At 31.2% G+C, this 17,594-nt stretch carries 18 protein-coding genes; 10 read left to right on the top strand and 8 right to left on the bottom strand.

Annotated features, from left to right (window positions below; genetic code table 11):
- The first annotated feature begins 588 nt into the window (after positions 1 to 588).
- The 4 genes from leuC (at position 589) to leuB (ending at position 5,721) form a co-directional block, all read left to right on the top strand.
- A complete protein-coding gene (leuC, locus tag ACSHW5_RS12340) occupies positions 589 to 1,986 on the top strand; it encodes a 3-isopropylmalate dehydratase large subunit (RefSeq protein WP_435676446.1) in 1,398 nt (465 codons plus the stop codon).
- Between the two features lie 117 nt (positions 1,987 to 2,103).
- Positions 2,104 to 2,703, top strand: coding sequence for a 3-isopropylmalate dehydratase small subunit (leuD, locus tag ACSHW5_RS12345; protein WP_435676447.1), 600 nt, complete (start codon positions 2,104 to 2,106; stop codon positions 2,701 to 2,703).
- A 203-nt stretch (positions 2,704 to 2,906) separates the two neighbouring features.
- Positions 2,907 to 4,427, top strand: coding sequence for an alpha-isopropylmalate synthase regulatory domain-containing protein (locus ACSHW5_RS12350; RefSeq protein WP_435676448.1), 1,521 nt, complete (start codon positions 2,907 to 2,909; stop codon positions 4,425 to 4,427).
- A 238-nt stretch (positions 4,428 to 4,665) separates the two neighbouring features.
- Positions 4,666 to 5,721, top strand: coding sequence for a 3-isopropylmalate dehydrogenase (gene leuB / locus ACSHW5_RS12355; protein WP_435676449.1), 1,056 nt, complete (start codon positions 4,666 to 4,668; stop codon positions 5,719 to 5,721).
- A gap of 141 nt (positions 5,722 to 5,862) precedes the next feature.
- Here the strand turns inward: leuB and ACSHW5_RS12360 are convergent, their stop codons facing one another.
- The 6 genes from ACSHW5_RS12360 to ACSHW5_RS12385 form a co-directional block, all read right to left on the bottom strand.
- Positions 5,863 to 7,005, bottom strand: coding sequence for an RNA methylase (locus ACSHW5_RS12360; protein ID WP_435676450.1), 1,143 nt, complete (start codon positions 7,003 to 7,005; stop codon positions 5,863 to 5,865).
- Between the two features lie 222 nt (positions 7,006 to 7,227).
- Positions 7,228 to 8,160, bottom strand: coding sequence for a peptidylprolyl isomerase (locus ACSHW5_RS12365; RefSeq protein ID WP_435676451.1), 933 nt, complete (start codon positions 8,158 to 8,160; stop codon positions 7,228 to 7,230).
- Between the two features lie 152 nt (positions 8,161 to 8,312).
- The gene (locus ACSHW5_RS12370; RefSeq protein ID WP_435676452.1) at positions 8,313 to 9,878 is read right to left on the bottom strand and encodes a hypothetical protein; all 1,566 of its coding nucleotides are present in this window, start codon (positions 9,876 to 9,878) and stop codon (positions 8,313 to 8,315) included.
- A gap of 4 nt (positions 9,879 to 9,882) precedes the next feature.
- Positions 9,883 to 11,475 carry a peptide chain release factor 3 gene (locus tag ACSHW5_RS12375; RefSeq protein WP_435676453.1) on the bottom strand — a complete coding sequence of 531 codons (1,593 nt, stop codon included), beginning with the start codon at positions 11,473 to 11,475 and terminating at the stop codon, positions 9,883 to 9,885.
- Between the two features lie 161 nt (positions 11,476 to 11,636).
- Positions 11,637 to 12,356, bottom strand: a complete 720-nt coding sequence (locus ACSHW5_RS12380) for a 3-ketoacyl-ACP reductase (protein ID WP_435676454.1) — start codon at positions 12,354 to 12,356, stop codon at positions 11,637 to 11,639.
- Between the two features lie 59 nt (positions 12,357 to 12,415).
- Positions 12,416 to 13,123: a peptidylprolyl isomerase gene (locus ACSHW5_RS12385; RefSeq protein ID WP_435676455.1), complete on the bottom strand. Its 708-nt coding sequence runs from the start codon at positions 13,121 to 13,123 to the stop codon at positions 12,416 to 12,418.
- A gap of 121 nt (positions 13,124 to 13,244) precedes the next feature.
- On the opposite strand from ACSHW5_RS12385, the gene idi reads away from it, so the two are divergent.
- The 6 genes from idi to ACSHW5_RS12415 all read left to right on the top strand — a co-directional run bounded on the left by idi (position 13,245) and on the right by ACSHW5_RS12415 (position 16,357).
- Positions 13,245 to 13,769 carry an isopentenyl-diphosphate Delta-isomerase gene (idi, locus tag ACSHW5_RS12390; RefSeq protein ID WP_435676456.1) on the top strand — a complete coding sequence of 175 codons (525 nt, stop codon included), beginning with the start codon at positions 13,245 to 13,247 and terminating at the stop codon, positions 13,767 to 13,769.
- Positions 13,770 to 13,786: 17 nt separating this feature from the next.
- Entirely contained in the window at positions 13,787 to 14,200 is a 414-nt protein-coding gene (locus ACSHW5_RS12395) for a 6-pyruvoyl trahydropterin synthase family protein (protein WP_435676457.1), read from the top strand.
- Between the two features lie 44 nt (positions 14,201 to 14,244).
- Positions 14,245 to 14,976: a 3-deoxy-manno-octulosonate cytidylyltransferase gene (gene kdsB, locus ACSHW5_RS12400; protein WP_435676458.1), complete on the top strand. Its 732-nt coding sequence runs from the start codon at positions 14,245 to 14,247 to the stop codon at positions 14,974 to 14,976.
- Positions 14,977 to 14,983: 7 nt separating this feature from the next.
- Positions 14,984 to 15,676, top strand: a complete 693-nt coding sequence (locus tag ACSHW5_RS12405) for an HAD family hydrolase (RefSeq protein WP_435676459.1) — start codon at positions 14,984 to 14,986, stop codon at positions 15,674 to 15,676.
- A 40-nt stretch (positions 15,677 to 15,716) separates the two neighbouring features.
- Positions 15,717 to 15,983 (top strand): hypothetical protein, encoded by a 267-nt coding sequence (locus ACSHW5_RS12410; protein ID WP_435676460.1) that lies wholly within the window; start codon positions 15,717 to 15,719, stop codon positions 15,981 to 15,983.
- 179 nt (positions 15,984 to 16,162) lie between these two features.
- Positions 16,163 to 16,357: a hypothetical protein gene (locus tag ACSHW5_RS12415; RefSeq protein WP_435676461.1), complete on the top strand. Its 195-nt coding sequence runs from the start codon at positions 16,163 to 16,165 to the stop codon at positions 16,355 to 16,357.
- Positions 16,358 to 16,548: 191 nt separating this feature from the next.
- Here the strand turns inward: ACSHW5_RS12415 and ACSHW5_RS12420 are convergent, their stop codons facing one another.
- Both ACSHW5_RS12420 and ACSHW5_RS12425 read right to left on the bottom strand, forming a co-directional pair.
- Positions 16,549 to 17,001, bottom strand: coding sequence for a sensor of ECF-type sigma factor (locus ACSHW5_RS12420; protein ID WP_435676462.1), 453 nt, complete (start codon positions 16,999 to 17,001; stop codon positions 16,549 to 16,551).
- Between the two features lie 30 nt (positions 17,002 to 17,031).
- The gene (locus tag ACSHW5_RS12425; protein ID WP_435676463.1) at positions 17,032 to 17,568 is read right to left on the bottom strand and encodes a hypothetical protein; all 537 of its coding nucleotides are present in this window, start codon (positions 17,566 to 17,568) and stop codon (positions 17,032 to 17,034) included.
- Between the last annotated feature and the right edge of the window lie 26 nt (positions 17,569 to 17,594).

Here is a 17,594-nt window from a genome sequence, read left to right on the forward strand (position 1 = left end):
GTTTAGTTTTGTCATTCCGAATGAGGTACGAAGAGGAATCTCATAATCAGATTTCTCGTTACTGTTTTGTCGTTCTGTGGAAATGACAAACTGTTGCATTTTTACATGTAGTTTGTCATTCTAAGTTAGGACTTTATTTTATGATTTGTTAATCAAAGAAAAAGATTGCTTCGTTCCTAGCAATGACAACTAGTTTTGTTTTACGTTTAGTTTTGTCATTCCGAATGAGGTACGAAGAGGAATCTCATAATCAGATTTCTCGTTACTGTTTTGTCGTTCTGAGGAAATGACAAACGGTTGCATTTTTACATGTAGTTTGTCATTCTAATGAGGACTTTATTTTAAGATTTTAAGAAACATTTTATCACTTTTATAGAAATAATACTAATAGATGATCACAAAAAATAAATACCCTATAAATTAAATAGACATCGTATTTTTAAACAGGTTAATTTACTGTTTTTCAGTAGTATAAAGATAAGTTTAACAGTTGGGTATAATGTTCATAAATATTTACTAGTACTTAAAGCAGAATAAATTCTTATTTTTGGTAGCTGATTATCATTTAAATAATTAAAGAACAAACAAATGGCAAATACATTATTTGACAAAGTATGGGATTCACACGTTGTTCGTCAAGTTAAAGACGGACCAGATGTGTTTTTTATAGATCGTCATTTTATTCATGAAGTTACAAGTCCCGTAGCTTTTCTAGGATTAGAAAGTAGAGGAAACAATGTGGTATATCCAGAGCGTACATTCGCAACTGCAGATCACAACACACCAACTATAAACCAACATTTACCGGTAGCAGATCCTTTATCTGCAAATCAGTTAGATGCTTTAGAAAAAAATGCTGCAAAACACGGTATTTCTCACTGGGGATTAGGGGATTTAAACAACGGAATTGTACACGTAGTAGGTCCTGAAAACGGAATTACCTTACCTGGAGCAACAATTGTTTGTGGAGATTCTCATACATCAACGCATGGTGCTTTTGGTGCTATTGCCTTTGGTATTGGTACTTCTGAAGTAGAAATGGTATTGTCTACACAATGTATTATGCAGCCAAAACCTAAAGCAATGCGTATTAACGTAAACGGAAAATTAGGTTTAGGTGTAACGCCAAAAGATGTTGCTTTGTATATTATTTCTAAGCAAACAACTTCTGGTGCAACAGGATATTTTGTTGAATATGCAGGAGATGTTTTTGAAGACATGTCTATGGAAGGTCGTATGACTGTGTGTAACTTATCTATAGAGATGGGAGCACGTGGAGGTATGATTGCTCCGGATGCTAAAACATACGAATATTTAAAAGGTCGTGCTCAAACTCCTAAGGGAGCAGATTGGGACAAAGCCATGAAATATTGGGAAACGCTGTATACAGAAAAAGACGCAGAATTTGATGTAGAATTTAATTATGATGCAGCAGATATTGAACCAATGATTACTTACGGAACAAACCCAGGAATGGGAATGGGCGTAACAAAATCGATTCCTTTGGCAGAAAATGTAGAAGGTGGAGTAGATACTTATAAAAAATCTTTAGGATATATGTCTTTTAGCGAAGGTGATTCTATGATTGGTAAAGAAATTGATTTTGTATTCTTAGGTTCTTGTACAAACGGACGAATAGAAGATTTTAGAGGTTTTTGTTCTATTGTAAAAGGAAGACAAAAAGCACCTAATGTAACAGCTTGGTTAGTACCAGGTTCTCATAAAGTGGTAGATCAAATAAAAGCAGAAGGTTTAGATAAAATTATTACAGACGCAGGGTTTGTTTTAAGAGAACCAGGTTGTTCGGCTTGTTTGGCAATGAATGATGATAAAATTCCTTCAGGAAAATTATCTGTTTCAACATCAAACAGAAACTTTGAAGGAAGACAGGGACCAGGATCTAGAACCTTATTAGCATCACCTTTAGTAGCAGCAGCATCTGCCGTTAATGGCGTTGTTACAGATCCAAGAACGCTTTTGGTATAGTTTGCAGTTAGCAGTAAGTAGTTTTTCAGTCAAAAACTGATGTTCTGCTAATGAAATAAAATTTAAAATAAATATAATGACTGCCAACTGAATTCTGGCAGACTGAATACTTAAAATATGGCTTACGATAAATTTGACGTACTAACAAGTACAGCATATCCTTTACCTACAGAAAATGTAGATACAGATCAAATAATTCCTGCTCGTTTCTTAAAAGCAACTGAGCGTGTAGATTTTGATAAAAACTTTTTCCGCGATTGGAGATATAATTCAGACGGAACTCCTAAAGCAGATTTTCCTTTAAACAAAGAAATTTATGCAGGTTCTAAAATATTAGTAGGAGGTAGAAACTTTGGTTCTGGTTCTTCTAGAGAGCACGCAGCTTGGTCTGTGTACGATTTTGGATTACGTTGTGTTATTTCTTCTGCTTTTGCAGATATTTTTAAAGGAAACTGTTTAAATGTAGGCGTTTTACCTGTGCAGGTTTCTGCTGAATTTGCGGATACTTTATTCGCTGCAATTATGGCAGATCCTAAAACAGAAATTAAAGTAGATTTACCCAACCAAACGGTAACGTTAGTTGCTACTGGCGAGTCTGAAACTTTTGAAATAAACACTTACAAAAAAGACAATATGTTAAACGGTTTTGATGATATCGATTACTTAAAAAATATCGAAAACGAAATTTCTGCTTTTGCTGAAACAAGACCCTTTTAGATTGTTATCATAGATCAAACAAACCTAAGAAATAATTAAACCTTTGATTTACACCTCCGTTTTGTCTTTTCGACCAAAGGGAGAAATCACAGAAAGTATTATAATTTTGGTTTTTAACGTGATTAGATTTCTCCTAAAGTCGAAATGACAAATTGAAATAAATATTAAAAATTACAAATTACTTTTTTTTTACATTTGATAAAATGACCAAGAGAAAGATTGAAATAATGGATACGACACTGCGTGATGGAGAACAAACATCAGGCGTGTCGTTTTCAGTTTCTGAAAAATTAACAATCGCAAAATTATTATTAGAAGAACTAAAGGTAGATCGTTTAGAAATTGCATCTGCCAGAGTTTCGGAAGGTGAATTAGAAGCGGTTAAAAAAATAACTTCTTGGGCTACTTCAACTAGTTTTATAGACAACATAGAAGTGTTAACTTTTGTTGATGGAGGAAAATCTATCGATTGGATGCTAGCCGCTGGAGCAAAAGTCCAGAATTTATTAACCAAGGGTTCTTTAAATCACTTAACCCATCAACTTAAAAAAACACCAGCACAACATTTTGCAGACATTAAGGCTAATATTGAGTTGGCTGCTTCGCATGGTATTAAAACCAATGTGTATTTAGAAGATTGGTCTAACGGAATGCGTAATTCTAAAGAATACGTTTTTCAATATTTAGATTTCTTAACGGCTCAAAATGTAGAACGTGTTTTATTGCCAGATACTTTAGGGATTTTAACGCCAGATGAAACGTTTAAATTTATTTCAGAAGTTTACAAGAAATACCCAACAACGCATTTCGATTTTCATGGTCATAATGATTATGATTTAGGAGTTGCCAATGTAATGGAAGCTGTAAAAGCTGGTGTAAATGGTTTGCATTTAACCATAAATGGAATGGGAGAACGTGCAGGAAATGCACCAATGGCAAGTGTTATTGCTGTAATTAATGATTTTTTAACGGATGTAAAAATCAAGGTTAATGAAAAAGCATTAAATAAAATTAGCAAGCTTGTAGAAACTTTTTCTGGTTTTCGTATTCCTGTAAACAAGCCTGTTGTAGGAGCAAATGTGTTTACACAAACTGCCGGAATTCATGCCGACGGAGACAATAAAAACAACCTGTATTTTAATGATTTAATGCCAGAACGATTTGGTAGAAAACGTAAATATGCTTTAGGTAAAACATCCGGAAAAGCGAATATTCAGAAAAATTTACAAGATTTGGGTATTAGCTTAAATGATGAAGAGCTAAAAAAGGTTACACAAAGAATTATTGAATTAGGGGATAAAAAAGAGGTAGTTTCTCAAGAAGATTTACCTTATATTATTTCTGATGTTTTAGACAGTGACACCATAGAAAAACGTGTTGTTGTAGAAAATTATGTTTTAGGACATGCTAAAGGAATGAAGCCATCAACTACCTTGCAGTTAATTGTAGAAGGTGTGCAATACGAAGCTCATGCGCAAGGAGACGGACAATTTGATGCGTTTATGAATGCCTTAAAAAAACTATATAAAACACATAGTAAAAAAGCCTTGCCAAAACTAATTGACTATGCTGTAAGAATTCCTCCTGGAAGTAATTCCGATGCCTTGTGTGAAACAATTATTACTTGGAGAAGAGAAGAAAAAGAATTTATAACTCATGGTTTAGATTCAGATCAAACGGTATCTGCAATTAAAGCCACAGAGAAAATGCTGAATATTATTTAATAAAGTAAGCAGTTTTCAGTCTGTCAGTTCGAGTGATTTTCGATTTTATAAGAAAAATAGTATTGAGAACATTTTTGAAGAAGAAATAAATTAAAAAGAGTATCTGTTTGATAGGAGAAGAGACCTAATTATAAGTTCTTAACCTTGTTAAATGGATATAAATAATAAAAATAAAATATAAATTATCAGCTGTATATTGTGTCAATGGCCAATAACTAACAGCTAAAAGCTTAAAAATATGAAATTAAAAATCGCATTATTAGCAGGAGACGGAATAGGACCTGAAGTAATTGACCAAGCAGTAAAAGTATCTGATGCAATTGCTACCAAATTTAACCACGAAATTACTTGGAATCCAGCTTTAACAGGTGCTGCTGCAATTGATGCAGTAGGAGAACCTTATCCAGATGCAACACATGATATCTGTGTGGCTTCAGACGCTGTTTTATTTGGTGCAATTGGGCATCCTAAATATGATAATGATCCTTCTGCAACGGTTCGTCCGGAGCAAGGTTTGTTAAAAATGCGTAAAAAATTAGGTTTATTTGCAAATGTAAGACCAACATTTACGTTTCCATCATTGTTAGATAAATCTCCTTTAAAAAGAGAAAGAATAGAAGGAACTGATTTGGTTTTTTTACGTGAGTTAACTGGAGGTATTTACTTTGGTGAAAAAGGTAGAAGAGACGAAGGAGAAACAGCATTTGATAATTGTGTTTACACAAGAGCAGAAGTACAAAGATTGGCTGTAAAAGGTTTTGAATTGGCAATGACTCGTTCTAAGAAATTATGTTGCGTAGACAAAGCAAACGTTTTAGAAACATCTCGTTTATGGAGAGAAACTGTACAAGCTATGGAAAAAGATTATCCAGAGGTTGAGGTTTCTTATGAATTTGTAGATGCAGTTGCAATGCGTTTGGTACAATGGCCAAATAGTTATGATGTGTTAATTACAGAAAACTTATTCGGAGATATTTTAACAGATGAAGCTTCTGTTATTTCTGGTTCTATGGGATTAATGCCTTCGGCTTCTGTAGGAACTGAAAATGCTTTGTTTGAGCCAATACACGGTTCTTATCCACAAGCAACAGGCTTAAATATTGCAAATCCAATGGCTACTGTTTTATCTGCAGCAATGATGTTTGAAAACTTTGGTTTACAAGAAGAAGGAAAAGCAATTAGAGCAGCCGTAAATAAAGCTTTAGATGCAGGTTTTGTTACTGAAGATTTAGCAGATGGAGGAAAATCTTACGGTACAAAAGAAGTAGGAGACTGGTTAGCAGCAAATATCTAGTTTGCTATTTTAGTTTAAATATATGTAAAAAGCTCTCCATTTGGAGAGCTTTTTAAGTTTGTCTATGATAGTAGAATCTATTGTTTTTTATCATAATTAAGCTTTTTTATTTTAGTTGTACCAAATATATATGGATACTATTTATTCTTTATTGTCAATAACAATGGCTTCTATTTGAAGTAATTCTCCTATAAAACCCAATAACTCAATTAAATCCCATGACGGTAATAAGGTTTCTTTTATTGTTTCTAATTTGATTGATTTACCCTTATTTAAACCTTCTATGATTTCTACCAACTTTGGATGATGTTTTTTTACAATTCGATGTCCTCTTGCAAATATTAAATCTTTATCAGTGGATTGTATTTCAACAAACATAGGAAAAATAGGTTTTCCTTTTATGGAAAAAGAACCATTTGGAAATTGAAAGCCACTTTTTATTTTAGATTTTCTTAAAATTCCACCATTACTTTTTAAAGCAAGAATTTTTCTTTCGAAAGCAAGCTCTATTTTTTGTTGAATAGATTTATGGTTTAATTGTTTTTTCCATTCAGAACGTGGACTGTTGATTTTTAAAGGAATTTGATACTTGTTATTGATGGTTATCTTTTCTTTAGACGTATCCTTCAATAAATCATTTTCAAACCTGTCTGTAGGTGCATTTACATAGTCCATCACAAAACTTACAGAAAATTCTGAAGTATTGGCAATATGATAAACTCTGTGAGGAATTAACATGGCATCACCAGGTTTTAATTCATAACATTTAGCCATGGGCAGCATTTGTTCAATATTATGAAATACCTGAGTATTATGTGCTATTTTGTTATGTTTTGGATCATCCCAAGTATAAAATTGTTTATTTCCTGGGCCAAGGTGGAAAAGAATTCCTTCTTCTCCAACAGCTTCTTTATGCACACCAAAAGGAGTAAATCCATAATTTCCCATAAAGAATAGGAATGAAATTCCTTCTAATGGTAATCCGGAGAGTGCTAACAAAGGACTTACAATTGTGGCAGCTTTTTCAGCAAATGAATTACTATATTCTTCTACATAATTAAAGACCATTCCAAATTTTTCTTTACCAAAAATTTTTCTAGACCAGGTTTCTAAAGTGTCGTTTTCTGATGGCGGAAATAATAACATTTTTTCCGTTATATCGTTCCTTAACTCCTTATTTATATATGTTTTTAAACCAATATGTACCTCTCCTTTCTTTAAAAAAGATTGTATTACTGAAAGGGTTAAAGGTTTTATTTCAGCAATGTTTTCTTGAGAAATCAATTGCTTACTATGTTGGTTTTGTGAGTTGTAAGGAATCTTTGTATAACTTTTCCCAAGTTTTTTGCTCCATTTTTGTTTAGTACATTTTATTTATTGAAAAAATAACAGTAGTAGCGAAGTTATATTTTTTTATGCTATAAAGTAAAAAGAAAACATGTTTAAATAAAAACCTCAAAACTTGAAAAAGTTTTGAGGTTTAAAATATTTAAAAAGTAATTAGGATTATTTTACAGCCATTAATTCTACATCAAAAATAAGTGTTGCATTTGGTGGAATAACACCTCCTGCACCTGCAGAACCGTAAGCTAAATTAGAAGGTATTACAAAACGAGCTTTATCTCCTACTTGTAATAATTGAATACCTTCATCCCAACCAGAAATTACTTGACCTACACCAACATTAAAATCGATTGGTTCTTTTCTTTTATAAGAAGAATCGAAAACAGTACCGTCTAATAACTGACCTTTGTAATGTACAGAAACTCCAGCGCCTTTTGTCGCTTTTTTTCCTGTTCCTTTTTGTAAAATTTGGTAACGTAATCCGCTTGCGGTTTCATCATAACCTGCCGCAACAGAATCTAACAATTCTTTTTGTTTTGCTTTTTCTTCTGCTTCACGTGCTTCTCTAGATCCTTCAAATTTTCTAAACGCTTCTACCGCATTAAAAGCTTCTGCTTCTGCGCCAACTTTAATAATCTCAAGTGATGTTAGTTTATCACCTTGTGCAATTGCGTCAACAATATCTTGTCCTTCTATAACAGAGCCAAAAACGGTATGTTTACCATCTAACCAAGGAGTAGGAACGTGGGTAATATAAAATTGACTTCCGTTGGTTGCTGGGCCAGAATTTGCCATCGCTAATTTACCTGGAGCATCATGTTTTAAATCTGGGTGAAATTCATCATCAAATTTATATCCAGGATTTCCGGTTCCGGTTCCTTGAGGGCAACCACCTTGAATCATAAAATCTGGAATAACTCTATGAAATTTTAATCCATCATAATATGGAGTTCCTTGTGCTTTTACAGCATTTTCTAAATTTCCTTCTGCCAATGCAACAAAGTTACCAACAGTTCCAGGAGTTTTTTCGTGTTCTAATTGTACTAAGATATCACCTTTTGTTGTGGTGAATTTTGCATAAATTCCGTTATTCATATTCTCTAATTTACTATTTGTTTTCTCGAACTCTATCGAGAGGTTTTATTCATTTAATAGTTCTCGACTGCGCTCGAACCGACATTAATTATAACCTTAAAATGTATTAAGGTTTTTGTATTAAAAGAATACTGAAATCAATTCAGCATTAATTATTTTTTAGCATTTAGTATAGAAAATCCATAGCTTAACCCAATGTTTATATTCGATGAGTTTACGTTTCCATAAGGAGACCACATTTGTCCGCCAGAAACGTGAAAAGCGAAATCATCATTTACATGAAAATTGATTCCTGCAGTTGGTCTTACTAAAATACCTTCACCTGAATCTACTCTACCACCACCAGCAACTCCTGCAGCAGCTTCTGCAAATAAAGACAATTTATTATTTGCGAACTTGTTAGATTTTACTCCCAAACCAAAAATACCATGTGCATATCCTCCAGATTCTCCTTCGTAAGCAAAAGAAGCTTCACCTGCTAAATAGAATCGTTTATTAATATCATACATTACTTTTATAGCAATTAATTGTAAATTACTGTCTGGAATTCCGAATTTTGCAACATCAAAATAAGATTGATTTTGAACAGCAACTTGTATGGCTTGAGTATTTATTTCTACTACTTTTTCACCCGTAAAAGGATCTTTTGTTCCTCCACTTAAACCATAATATTTTAAACTAAAACCAGCAGTATACGCCTCAAAAGTTCCTCCAATAGAACGGTGATAACCACCATGGGCACTAAGACCAAATTTGTCTGTTAGTTTTATATCAAACCCAGCACTAGGATACATGGTTAATCCATTTTCTGCAAATATTCTTCCACCAGCAGCTCCTATTCCAAATTTTGCAAAGAAATTAACATATTTAGTTTCGATAAAGTTTTTTCCAACTCCAAAAAACATGTCCATAAAACCAGCAGTTAAACCACTATACATGGCATCTACATGAGCATAAATAAACATGTTTTCAGTTAAATACCGTTGGTATTCAAAACCTAGAAGAGACAATGTATTTGTGATTGGTTTATTTATGGGAATTGTACTAGTATCCGCTCTAGAGTCTCCAAAAGGAAAGAAAAAATCGAACGTTACTTGTTGTACACTTTTAACGGCCGGTTTGGTCCAAAATTCATCTTTAGAGTCATTGTTAACAGTAAACTTTTTTTGAGCATCTTTATAAGAAGCCATTCTTAAAGTACTAGGAATCTCTATAAAAAAAGAAACATTATCATCTTTTTGAATACCGGTAAAGAAATTTACATACCCATATTGTACACCAATTGCGTATCCGTTTTTTTTGTATTGTAAACCTGCATTCGGATAGATAATTCCACCGCCATTAACAAGAGAGCGGTATCCACCACCACCACCAAAGTGCACATTTGCATCAAAATAAAGATTTTTATAGATAGGAAAGTTTACTCCTAAATTTACACCTAAGGTAAAAAGGCCACCTTGATCTCCTGTAATTGCTGTATGAAAACCAACACCTGTATATAGCCAATCATTTAAGGGAAGGTTGTAATTTAAACCTATAAAACCCATTGTAGGTTCTATGCCGTTATTAATAACTTGGTCTTTTGGTTGTTGTACTAAAATATAATTTAAACGAATACTATTATGTAATTCTTTGGGCTCAAAATCTGCTAAATTGTAGGTTTGGGAAAATGTCTGTAAACAGGTTGCCGTAAAAAGAAATAATAGTAGTTTTTTCATCATGTTATTTTTTAAACTCGCTCGTAAAATGCAGTTTTACCGTTGGATATTTGCTCTGAGTCATTTGAATTGTAAATTCAGAATCAGCTAAAAATACTAACTGACCTTGTTTGTCTTTTGCCAAATAACGTTGCTTAACGCGTTTAAATTCTTTAAACTCATTATTCTTAATATTTTCTGGTTCTACCCAACAAGCTTTGTGAACGTTTAAATTTTCATAAGTACATTTAGCACCGTATTCATGCTCTAATCTGTACTGAATTACTTCATATTGTAGTGCTCCTACAGTACCAACAACCTTTCTTCCGTTCATGTCTAAGGTAAACAATTGTGCAACACCTTCGTCCATTAATTGGTCTAAACCTTTGTATAATTGTTTAGATTTCATTGGGTCTGCGTTATTTACATACCTAAAATGTTCTGGAGAAAAACTCGGAATCCCTTTAAAATTAAGGATTTCTCCTTCAGTTAGTGTGTCTCCAATTTTAAAATTACCAGTATCATGAATTCCAACAATATCTCCAGGAAATGATTCGTCTACAATTTCTTTTTTCTCAGCAAAAAATGCATTCGGACTCGAAAATTTTACTTTTTTACCGTTTCTAACATGTAAATAAGGAGAATTTCTTCTAAAAACACCCGACACAATTTTTATAAATGCCAATCTATCTCGGTGTTTCGGATCCATATTAGCATGAATTTTAAACACAAAACCAGTCATTTTTTTCTCTTTAGAATCTATTAAACGCTCTTCTGCTTTCTTTGGAAGTGGAGCAGGAGCAATCTCTATAAATGCATCTAATAATTCTTTTACTCCAAAATTGTTTAAAGCAGAACCAAAAAATACAGGTTGTAGCGAACCGCTCAGGTATTCATCTCTGTCAAATTCTGGATATACTTCACTAATTAATTCTATTTCTTCGCGTAAAGTATCAGCAGCTTTTTTACCAACTATAGTATCTAATTCTGGGTTTGATAGATCATCAAACTCAACACCATCAGAAATTGAGGTTTTATTATCACCAGAAAAAAGATTTAATTTCTTTTCCCAGATATTATAAATTCCTTTAAAATCATATCCCATTCCAATAGGGAAACTCATTGGTGTAACGGTTAAACCTAGTTTTTGTTCAACTTCGTCTAATAAATCAAAAGCATCTTTTCCTTCTCTATCCAACTTGTTGATAAATACCAACATGGGTATGCTTCTCATTCTACAAACTTCTACCAATTTCTCAGTCTGAGGTTCTACACCTTTGGCAACATCAATTACAACAATAACGCTGTCTACAGCCGTTAAAGTTCTAAAAGTATCTTCTGCAAAATCTTTGTGACCAGGAGTATCTAGAATGTTTATTTTTTTGTCTTTGTAGATAAAAGCAAGTACGGATGTAGCTACTGAAATTCCACGTTGACGCTCAATTTCCATAAAATCGGAAGTTGCGCCTTTTTTTATTTTATTATTCTTTACAGCACCTGCTTCTTGAATTGCGCCCCCAAAAAGTAATAACTTTTCTGTTAAGGTTGTTTTACCAGCATCGGGATGCGAGATAATTCCAAAGGTTCTTCTGCGTTCTATTTCTTCTAAAAAAGTCATCTACAAAATTTGTGGTGCAAAGATACATTTTATATGCAATATTTTATAGTGAAATTAGGGTGATGATGCGCTAGAATAAAAAAAGCGCAAGCTTTTAGAACTTGCGCTTATTTAACAGTGTATTTAATTGTGATGTACTACTTTTATCTTGCTTTTATTCATTAAGGATTTGTAGACCATAAAGAAGCGCCTTTTAACATGGCTCTTCTTGGTAATTTTAAGCCAGCTACAATTAATTCTGCAAAATCTTCTGGTTGTAAAACACTATCCTCACTATCTTTATTAGCAATACCAAGGTCTATTGTCATGTCTGATACAATGGTACTTGGCGTTAAAGTGCACACTCTAATATTGTTTTTACGAACTTCTTTCATTAAAGATTCTGACAAGCCAATTACAGCAAATTTTGATGCAGAATAGGCAGAAGTGGTTGCATTTCCAGACAATCCTGCTGTTGAAGATATATTGATAATATCACCCACATTCTGATTTATTAAGTATGGTAACACTTCTTTAGTTACATAATACATGCCCATAACATTGGTTTGAATAATTTGTTCCCATTGTTTAACATCCATGTCATTTAAAGTGCCAAAGGCAGCAATTCCTGCATTGTTTACTAAAATATCTACAGATCCAAGAGTATTTATAATACTTTTAATACCGGTTTTTACTTGCTCGTAATTACCAACATCAAATACCGAATACATCGCTTTAATGCCATAAGTTTCTAATTCAGAAACTGTTTCTTTTAAAACTTTTTCATTTCTACCGGTTATAGCAATATCAATTCCTTCTTTAGCAAATGCAATTGCAGTTGCTTTACCTAGGCCTTTTCCGCCACCGGTAATAATTGCTTTTTTACTTTTTAAATCGTTCATTTTTTTATTTTTCTTTTTAAGTATTTATGGATCTTGTTTTTTAAAATCTTAAGCCTACATTATTCTATAATCTCAATAGTCATTTTAATATCATCAATAGGCCATTCATCTACGCCTACTTTAACTTTAGATATTTTATCTAAGGTGCTAAAACCATAAATTACCTCTCCAAAAACCGTATGCTCGTTGTTTAAATGATGAGCCCCTTTTCTGCTATGTACCATATAAAATTCAAAAGGACTAGATAATTTATCAGGATTTTTCTCCCATTGTCTTGCGGCAGCCAAAGCGCCATATTTGTGTTTTCTGTTTTTTCGAAATTCTGGTTTTATTAAATAATTACCATACAATCTTCTTTGATTATGTGTGTAGGTTTCATCAGAATTTCCTCCTTGAATTACAAAGTTTTTAGCAACTCTATAAATTACGGTGGTATTAAAGTATTTTATTTTAGTTAAAAAGATAAAGTTAGCTCTGTGAACAGGTACATCTTCATATAAACGAATTTTAATGTTTCCAAAATGGGTTTTAATTAAAACTTTAGTTTCTTTGTTTTTTTTGCCATATTCGGTAAAAAAAGCTTCAACATTATCTTTATTTAAACTGTCCCAACGTTTTGCAACTTTTTTTTCTAACTTCTTTTTTATAGAATCTTTCTTCTTTTGTATTACAGTTTCTTCTGATTGTTTTTTTGTTGATGCATCTGCTTTACATTGATACAGAGAGAAAATAATGGTTGTTAAAAGTAATTTTATAAGGATTTTCATGAAAACAGCGCTCTTTTTATTGCTTCAAAGATAAATCATCAAAATAAAAGAATAAATAAATTTGATTGTTTTTAATGCTTTTTTATGATTTATTGCTACTTCATTCCCTATTTTTGTAATAATGGAAGAACATGTAATTTTAGTTGATACAAACGACCAAAAAGTTGGGTTAATGCCTAAGATGGAGGCTCATGAAAAAGCACTTTTACACCGCGCTTTTTCGGTATTTGTTTTTAATAAGAAAGGAGAGCTTTTATTGCAGCAAAGAGCAGCATGCAAATACCATTCGCCTTTATTATGGACAAACACCTGTTGTTCTCATCAACGAGATGGAGAAACAAATATAGCAGCAGGTACACGCAGATTGCAGGAAGAAATGGGATTTACTACCCAATTACAAGAAGTTTTTTCATTTATTTACAAAGCACCTTTTGATAATGGTTTAACAGAACATGAGTTAGATCATGTATTAATTGGTTATTTTGATGAAGCGCCAAACATTAATAAAGAAGAAGTAGAAGCATTTAAATGGATGCTTTTAGAAGATGTAAAAAATGATATAGTAAAAAATCCTGCTGAATATACAGCTTGGTTTAAAATTATTTTTCAAGAATCTTATCAAAAAATTAAGAATTTTAAACCTTAAATTTTAAAAATTGTAATATGCCCAAAGTAACGGTTCATAGAAAAGCACATTTTAATGCAGCACACAGACTTTTTAGAAAAGAATGGTCTGATGAAAAAAATTATGCTGTTTTTGGTAAATGTAGCAATCCTAATTATCACGGTCATAATTACAATTTAACAGTTTCGCTAACAGGTGAAATAAATAAAGAAACCGGGTTTGTATATGATTTAGGTATTTTAAGAGATTTGATAAAAACTGAAATTGAAGATGCTTTTGATCATAAAAATTTGAATATAGAAGTAACTGAATTTAAAGAATTAAATCCTACAGCAGAAAATATTTCTATTGTGATATATGATAAATTAAGACAACATTTACCAATAGATTTAGATTTAAAAATTACTTTATACGAAACAGCTAGAAACTTTGTAAGTTATAGCGGAGAATAAAAATCAAGTATAAATTAATAATTACAATTTTATATAAAATAAGTATGAAGATTATTGCAATGATTCCCGCTAGGTATAATGCAGCTCGCTTTCCTGGTAAACTGATGAAAGATTTAGCAGGAAAATCGGTTATTTTAAGAACTTATGAAGCTTCTGTAAATACTAATTTGTTTGATGAAGTGTATGTAGTAACAGATTCTGATGTTATTTTTAAAAATATTGCAGATGCTGGTGGCAATGTTTTAATGAGTAAAAAGGAACATGAATGTGGTTCTGATAGAATTGCAGAAGCGGTAGAAAATATTGATGCAGATATAGTGATAAACGTACAAGGAGATGAACCGTTTATAGATGAAGTTTCTTTATCAAAATTGATAGACGTATTTAAAAAAGATACCAAAAAAGAAATAGATTTGGCTTCTTTAAAAGTAGAAATTACCAATAAAGAAGATATAGAAAATACAAATAATGTAAAAGTAATTACAGACGTAAATAACTTAGCAATATATTTTTCTAGAAGTGTAATTCCGTATCATAGAGACACAAATATTAATGTAAAATATTACAAACACAAAGGTGTTTACGCGTTTAGAAAACAAGCTTTAATTGATTTTTACAATACACCAATGACTCCTTTAGAAGCTGCTGAAAAAATTGAAGCAATTCGTTACCAAGAAATAGGAAAAAAAATTAAAATGGTAGAAACATCTGTAGAAGCTGTTGGTATTGATACCCCGGAAGACTTAGAAAAAGCCATAGCGTTTTTGAAAAAATAATCTTAAAATGTATAAAAATATAAAGGTAATTGCTTTTGATGCAGATGATACGTTGTGGGTAAATGAAACCTATTTTAGAGATGCGGAACATCAATTTGCGAAATTATTATCTCAATATGAAACGGAAAATAAAATAGATCAAGAGCTTTTTAAAAAAGAAATAGAGAACTTAAAACTATACGGTTACGGAATTAAAGGTTTTATTTTATCGATGATAGAATGTGCGTTAGAACTTTCTAATTATAACATAAATCAGAAAATTATTAGTAAGATTTTGGATATTGGTAAAGAGATGTTAGAAAAACCAATAGAATTATTGCCAGAAATTGATGATGTATTAGAAGGTTTGCAACATAGATACAAATTAATTGTAGCAACAAAAGGAGATTTATTAGACCAAGAACGTAAGTTAGAAAAATCTAATCTGCTTCATTATTTTCATCATATAGAAGTAATGAGTGATAAAAAACCTACAGATTATTTAAAGCTGATACAACATTTAGATATCAACCCTTCAGAATTTTTAATGATTGGCAATTCTTTAAAGTCGGATATTTTACCTTTGTTAGAAATTGGGGCATCTGCCATACATGTTCCTTTTCATACAACTTGGGCTCATGAAAAAATATCAGAAAAAGAGCAAGAAGCGGCTGATTATAGAACAGTTTCAAATATAAAAGAAGTTATGGGGCTCTTTTAAATAAAAAACCTAAATTTGCACTTTTAAAATATAAAAGATTATGGCAAGTATAAAAAACTTAAAAAAAGATATAAACTATACTTTAGGTGATATTATTGAAGAATGTTATGTTTGGGAATTATTAAATCCTAAAGATGATTCTAAAAAATCTGAAGCAATTATCGATGAAGCTATTTTAGCTTTTGATAGTTTAATAGAAAAGTTAAATGCTAAAAATGTAGAAAATAAAAAAGCTCATTTTAAAGCAATTAACGCAGAATTAGAAGTAAAAGCAAAAACTTTAGTAGAAAAGATTAATAATTTATAATCTTAACAGTTTTTAAACATTTTTTAAGACCATTATCAATTTTGATGATGGTTTTTTTGTTAAATTTGTAAATATCAGATTTGTTAAAATGTAAAAATAATAGTTTTAAAGTTTATTTACATTTTTATACTAAATCGATTTAGTATACGTTTATATTAATATATTTATACTTTTAAAAAATGGCTAGAGCAATGTTTGAGTACACAAAAACAATACTTAAAAAAGTTAGTTTTAATTCAGAGTTATTTTATAAAGAATTAGAAAAGGCATTAAATTTATTATTGCCTTATGAGGTAGAAGAGTTAACAATTTGGTTAAAACAGTTTACAGCAAACAAACCAGAATTGTATTCTTGTATGGCTTTAATTAGGTAGTTTAATTACAAGTAGATATTGAAATCCCCCATTTTTTTTTAAACAACAAAAAGCAGGTTGTTAGCCTTTAGCTAACAATGAAAGCAGTAATGTTATTTTTACAAATTATATTCAAAAAATTTACGAGAGCAAATTAAAAAGAAATAGTCTTATCCTGTAAAAAAAAGGGGTAAGGTTATTTTTTTTTAATCTTATTTTTTACCCCGTTTATATTTTTTCATGAGTTTTCTTCCAAAATCAATTTCTGCAATTTGCAGTTTTAAAATCTTTTTATAAGAGATTACTTTATTTATTTTAGATGAAAACTTTACTTGTGAATCGTACTTTTTTTTATCAATATTTAGTTTTAAAGACACTAAATTTTCTGCACTTTCATCTGATAAAGAATCTATTTTACCAGCTTTATTTATAGCAGCTTTTAACTTTGTTTTAAATTCATGTCTTAAAAGACGTTGTTCTTGATCATAGGCATTGTAAAGTGGCCAAAATTCTTGTGCTTCTTTGGTTGTTAATTCTAGTTGTTCTGTAAAATAAGCTACTTTTAAAGCTTTGATTTTATCTTTGCCTTCTTGGTTATTACTTTGAGCAACTAAGGAAATACTATAAAAAGCAGTACATAATAAAATATAGTATAATTTTTTCATAATTTTTATTTTTTACCTCTAGTAATAGCGCTAATTTAATTCGCTTAAAATAGCACTATTATCTAAAGTGATAATGTATTCTTCTAAAGAGGTATCTGAAATGGAGGTTAAAGAAAAAGTGTCATCTAATAAATCTTCATCAGAGAAAACAAAAGAAATATCTTCTGTATTAATTTCTATTGCGCTATCATTAAACCAGTTTTCAATATCGTTATCTGCAATAGTTTCAAAAGAAACTCCTTTTGCACTAAACGGATTTAAACTAAAAAAGAGTATTAAACTGGCAGCAACAGCTACAGGTATAAGTCTCCACAATTTTTGTTGTAAAGTAATTACTTTTACTTCTTTTTCTGGTAAATTTATTTTTTCTAAAATACTATCTTCTAAGGTATCAAAATAATTTGAGGGTGTTTTAAAAGAAACATCTTTTGGTAGTTTTTCTTCTGATATAAAACTAGAAAACCGCAATTCTGAATCTTTAAAATAGTTTTTAGGCGTTGCAAAACCCGTTTCTTTCCCAGAAACAGTTGTTACAAAATTTTCGCTATTTTTAATATTATCTCTCATACTATTGGTTAGACCTTTTTTTTCTT

The sequence above is a fragment of the Polaribacter sp. genome (genome assembly GCF_051251875.1).
Lineage (GTDB): Bacteria > Bacteroidota > Bacteroidia > Flavobacteriales > Flavobacteriaceae > Polaribacter.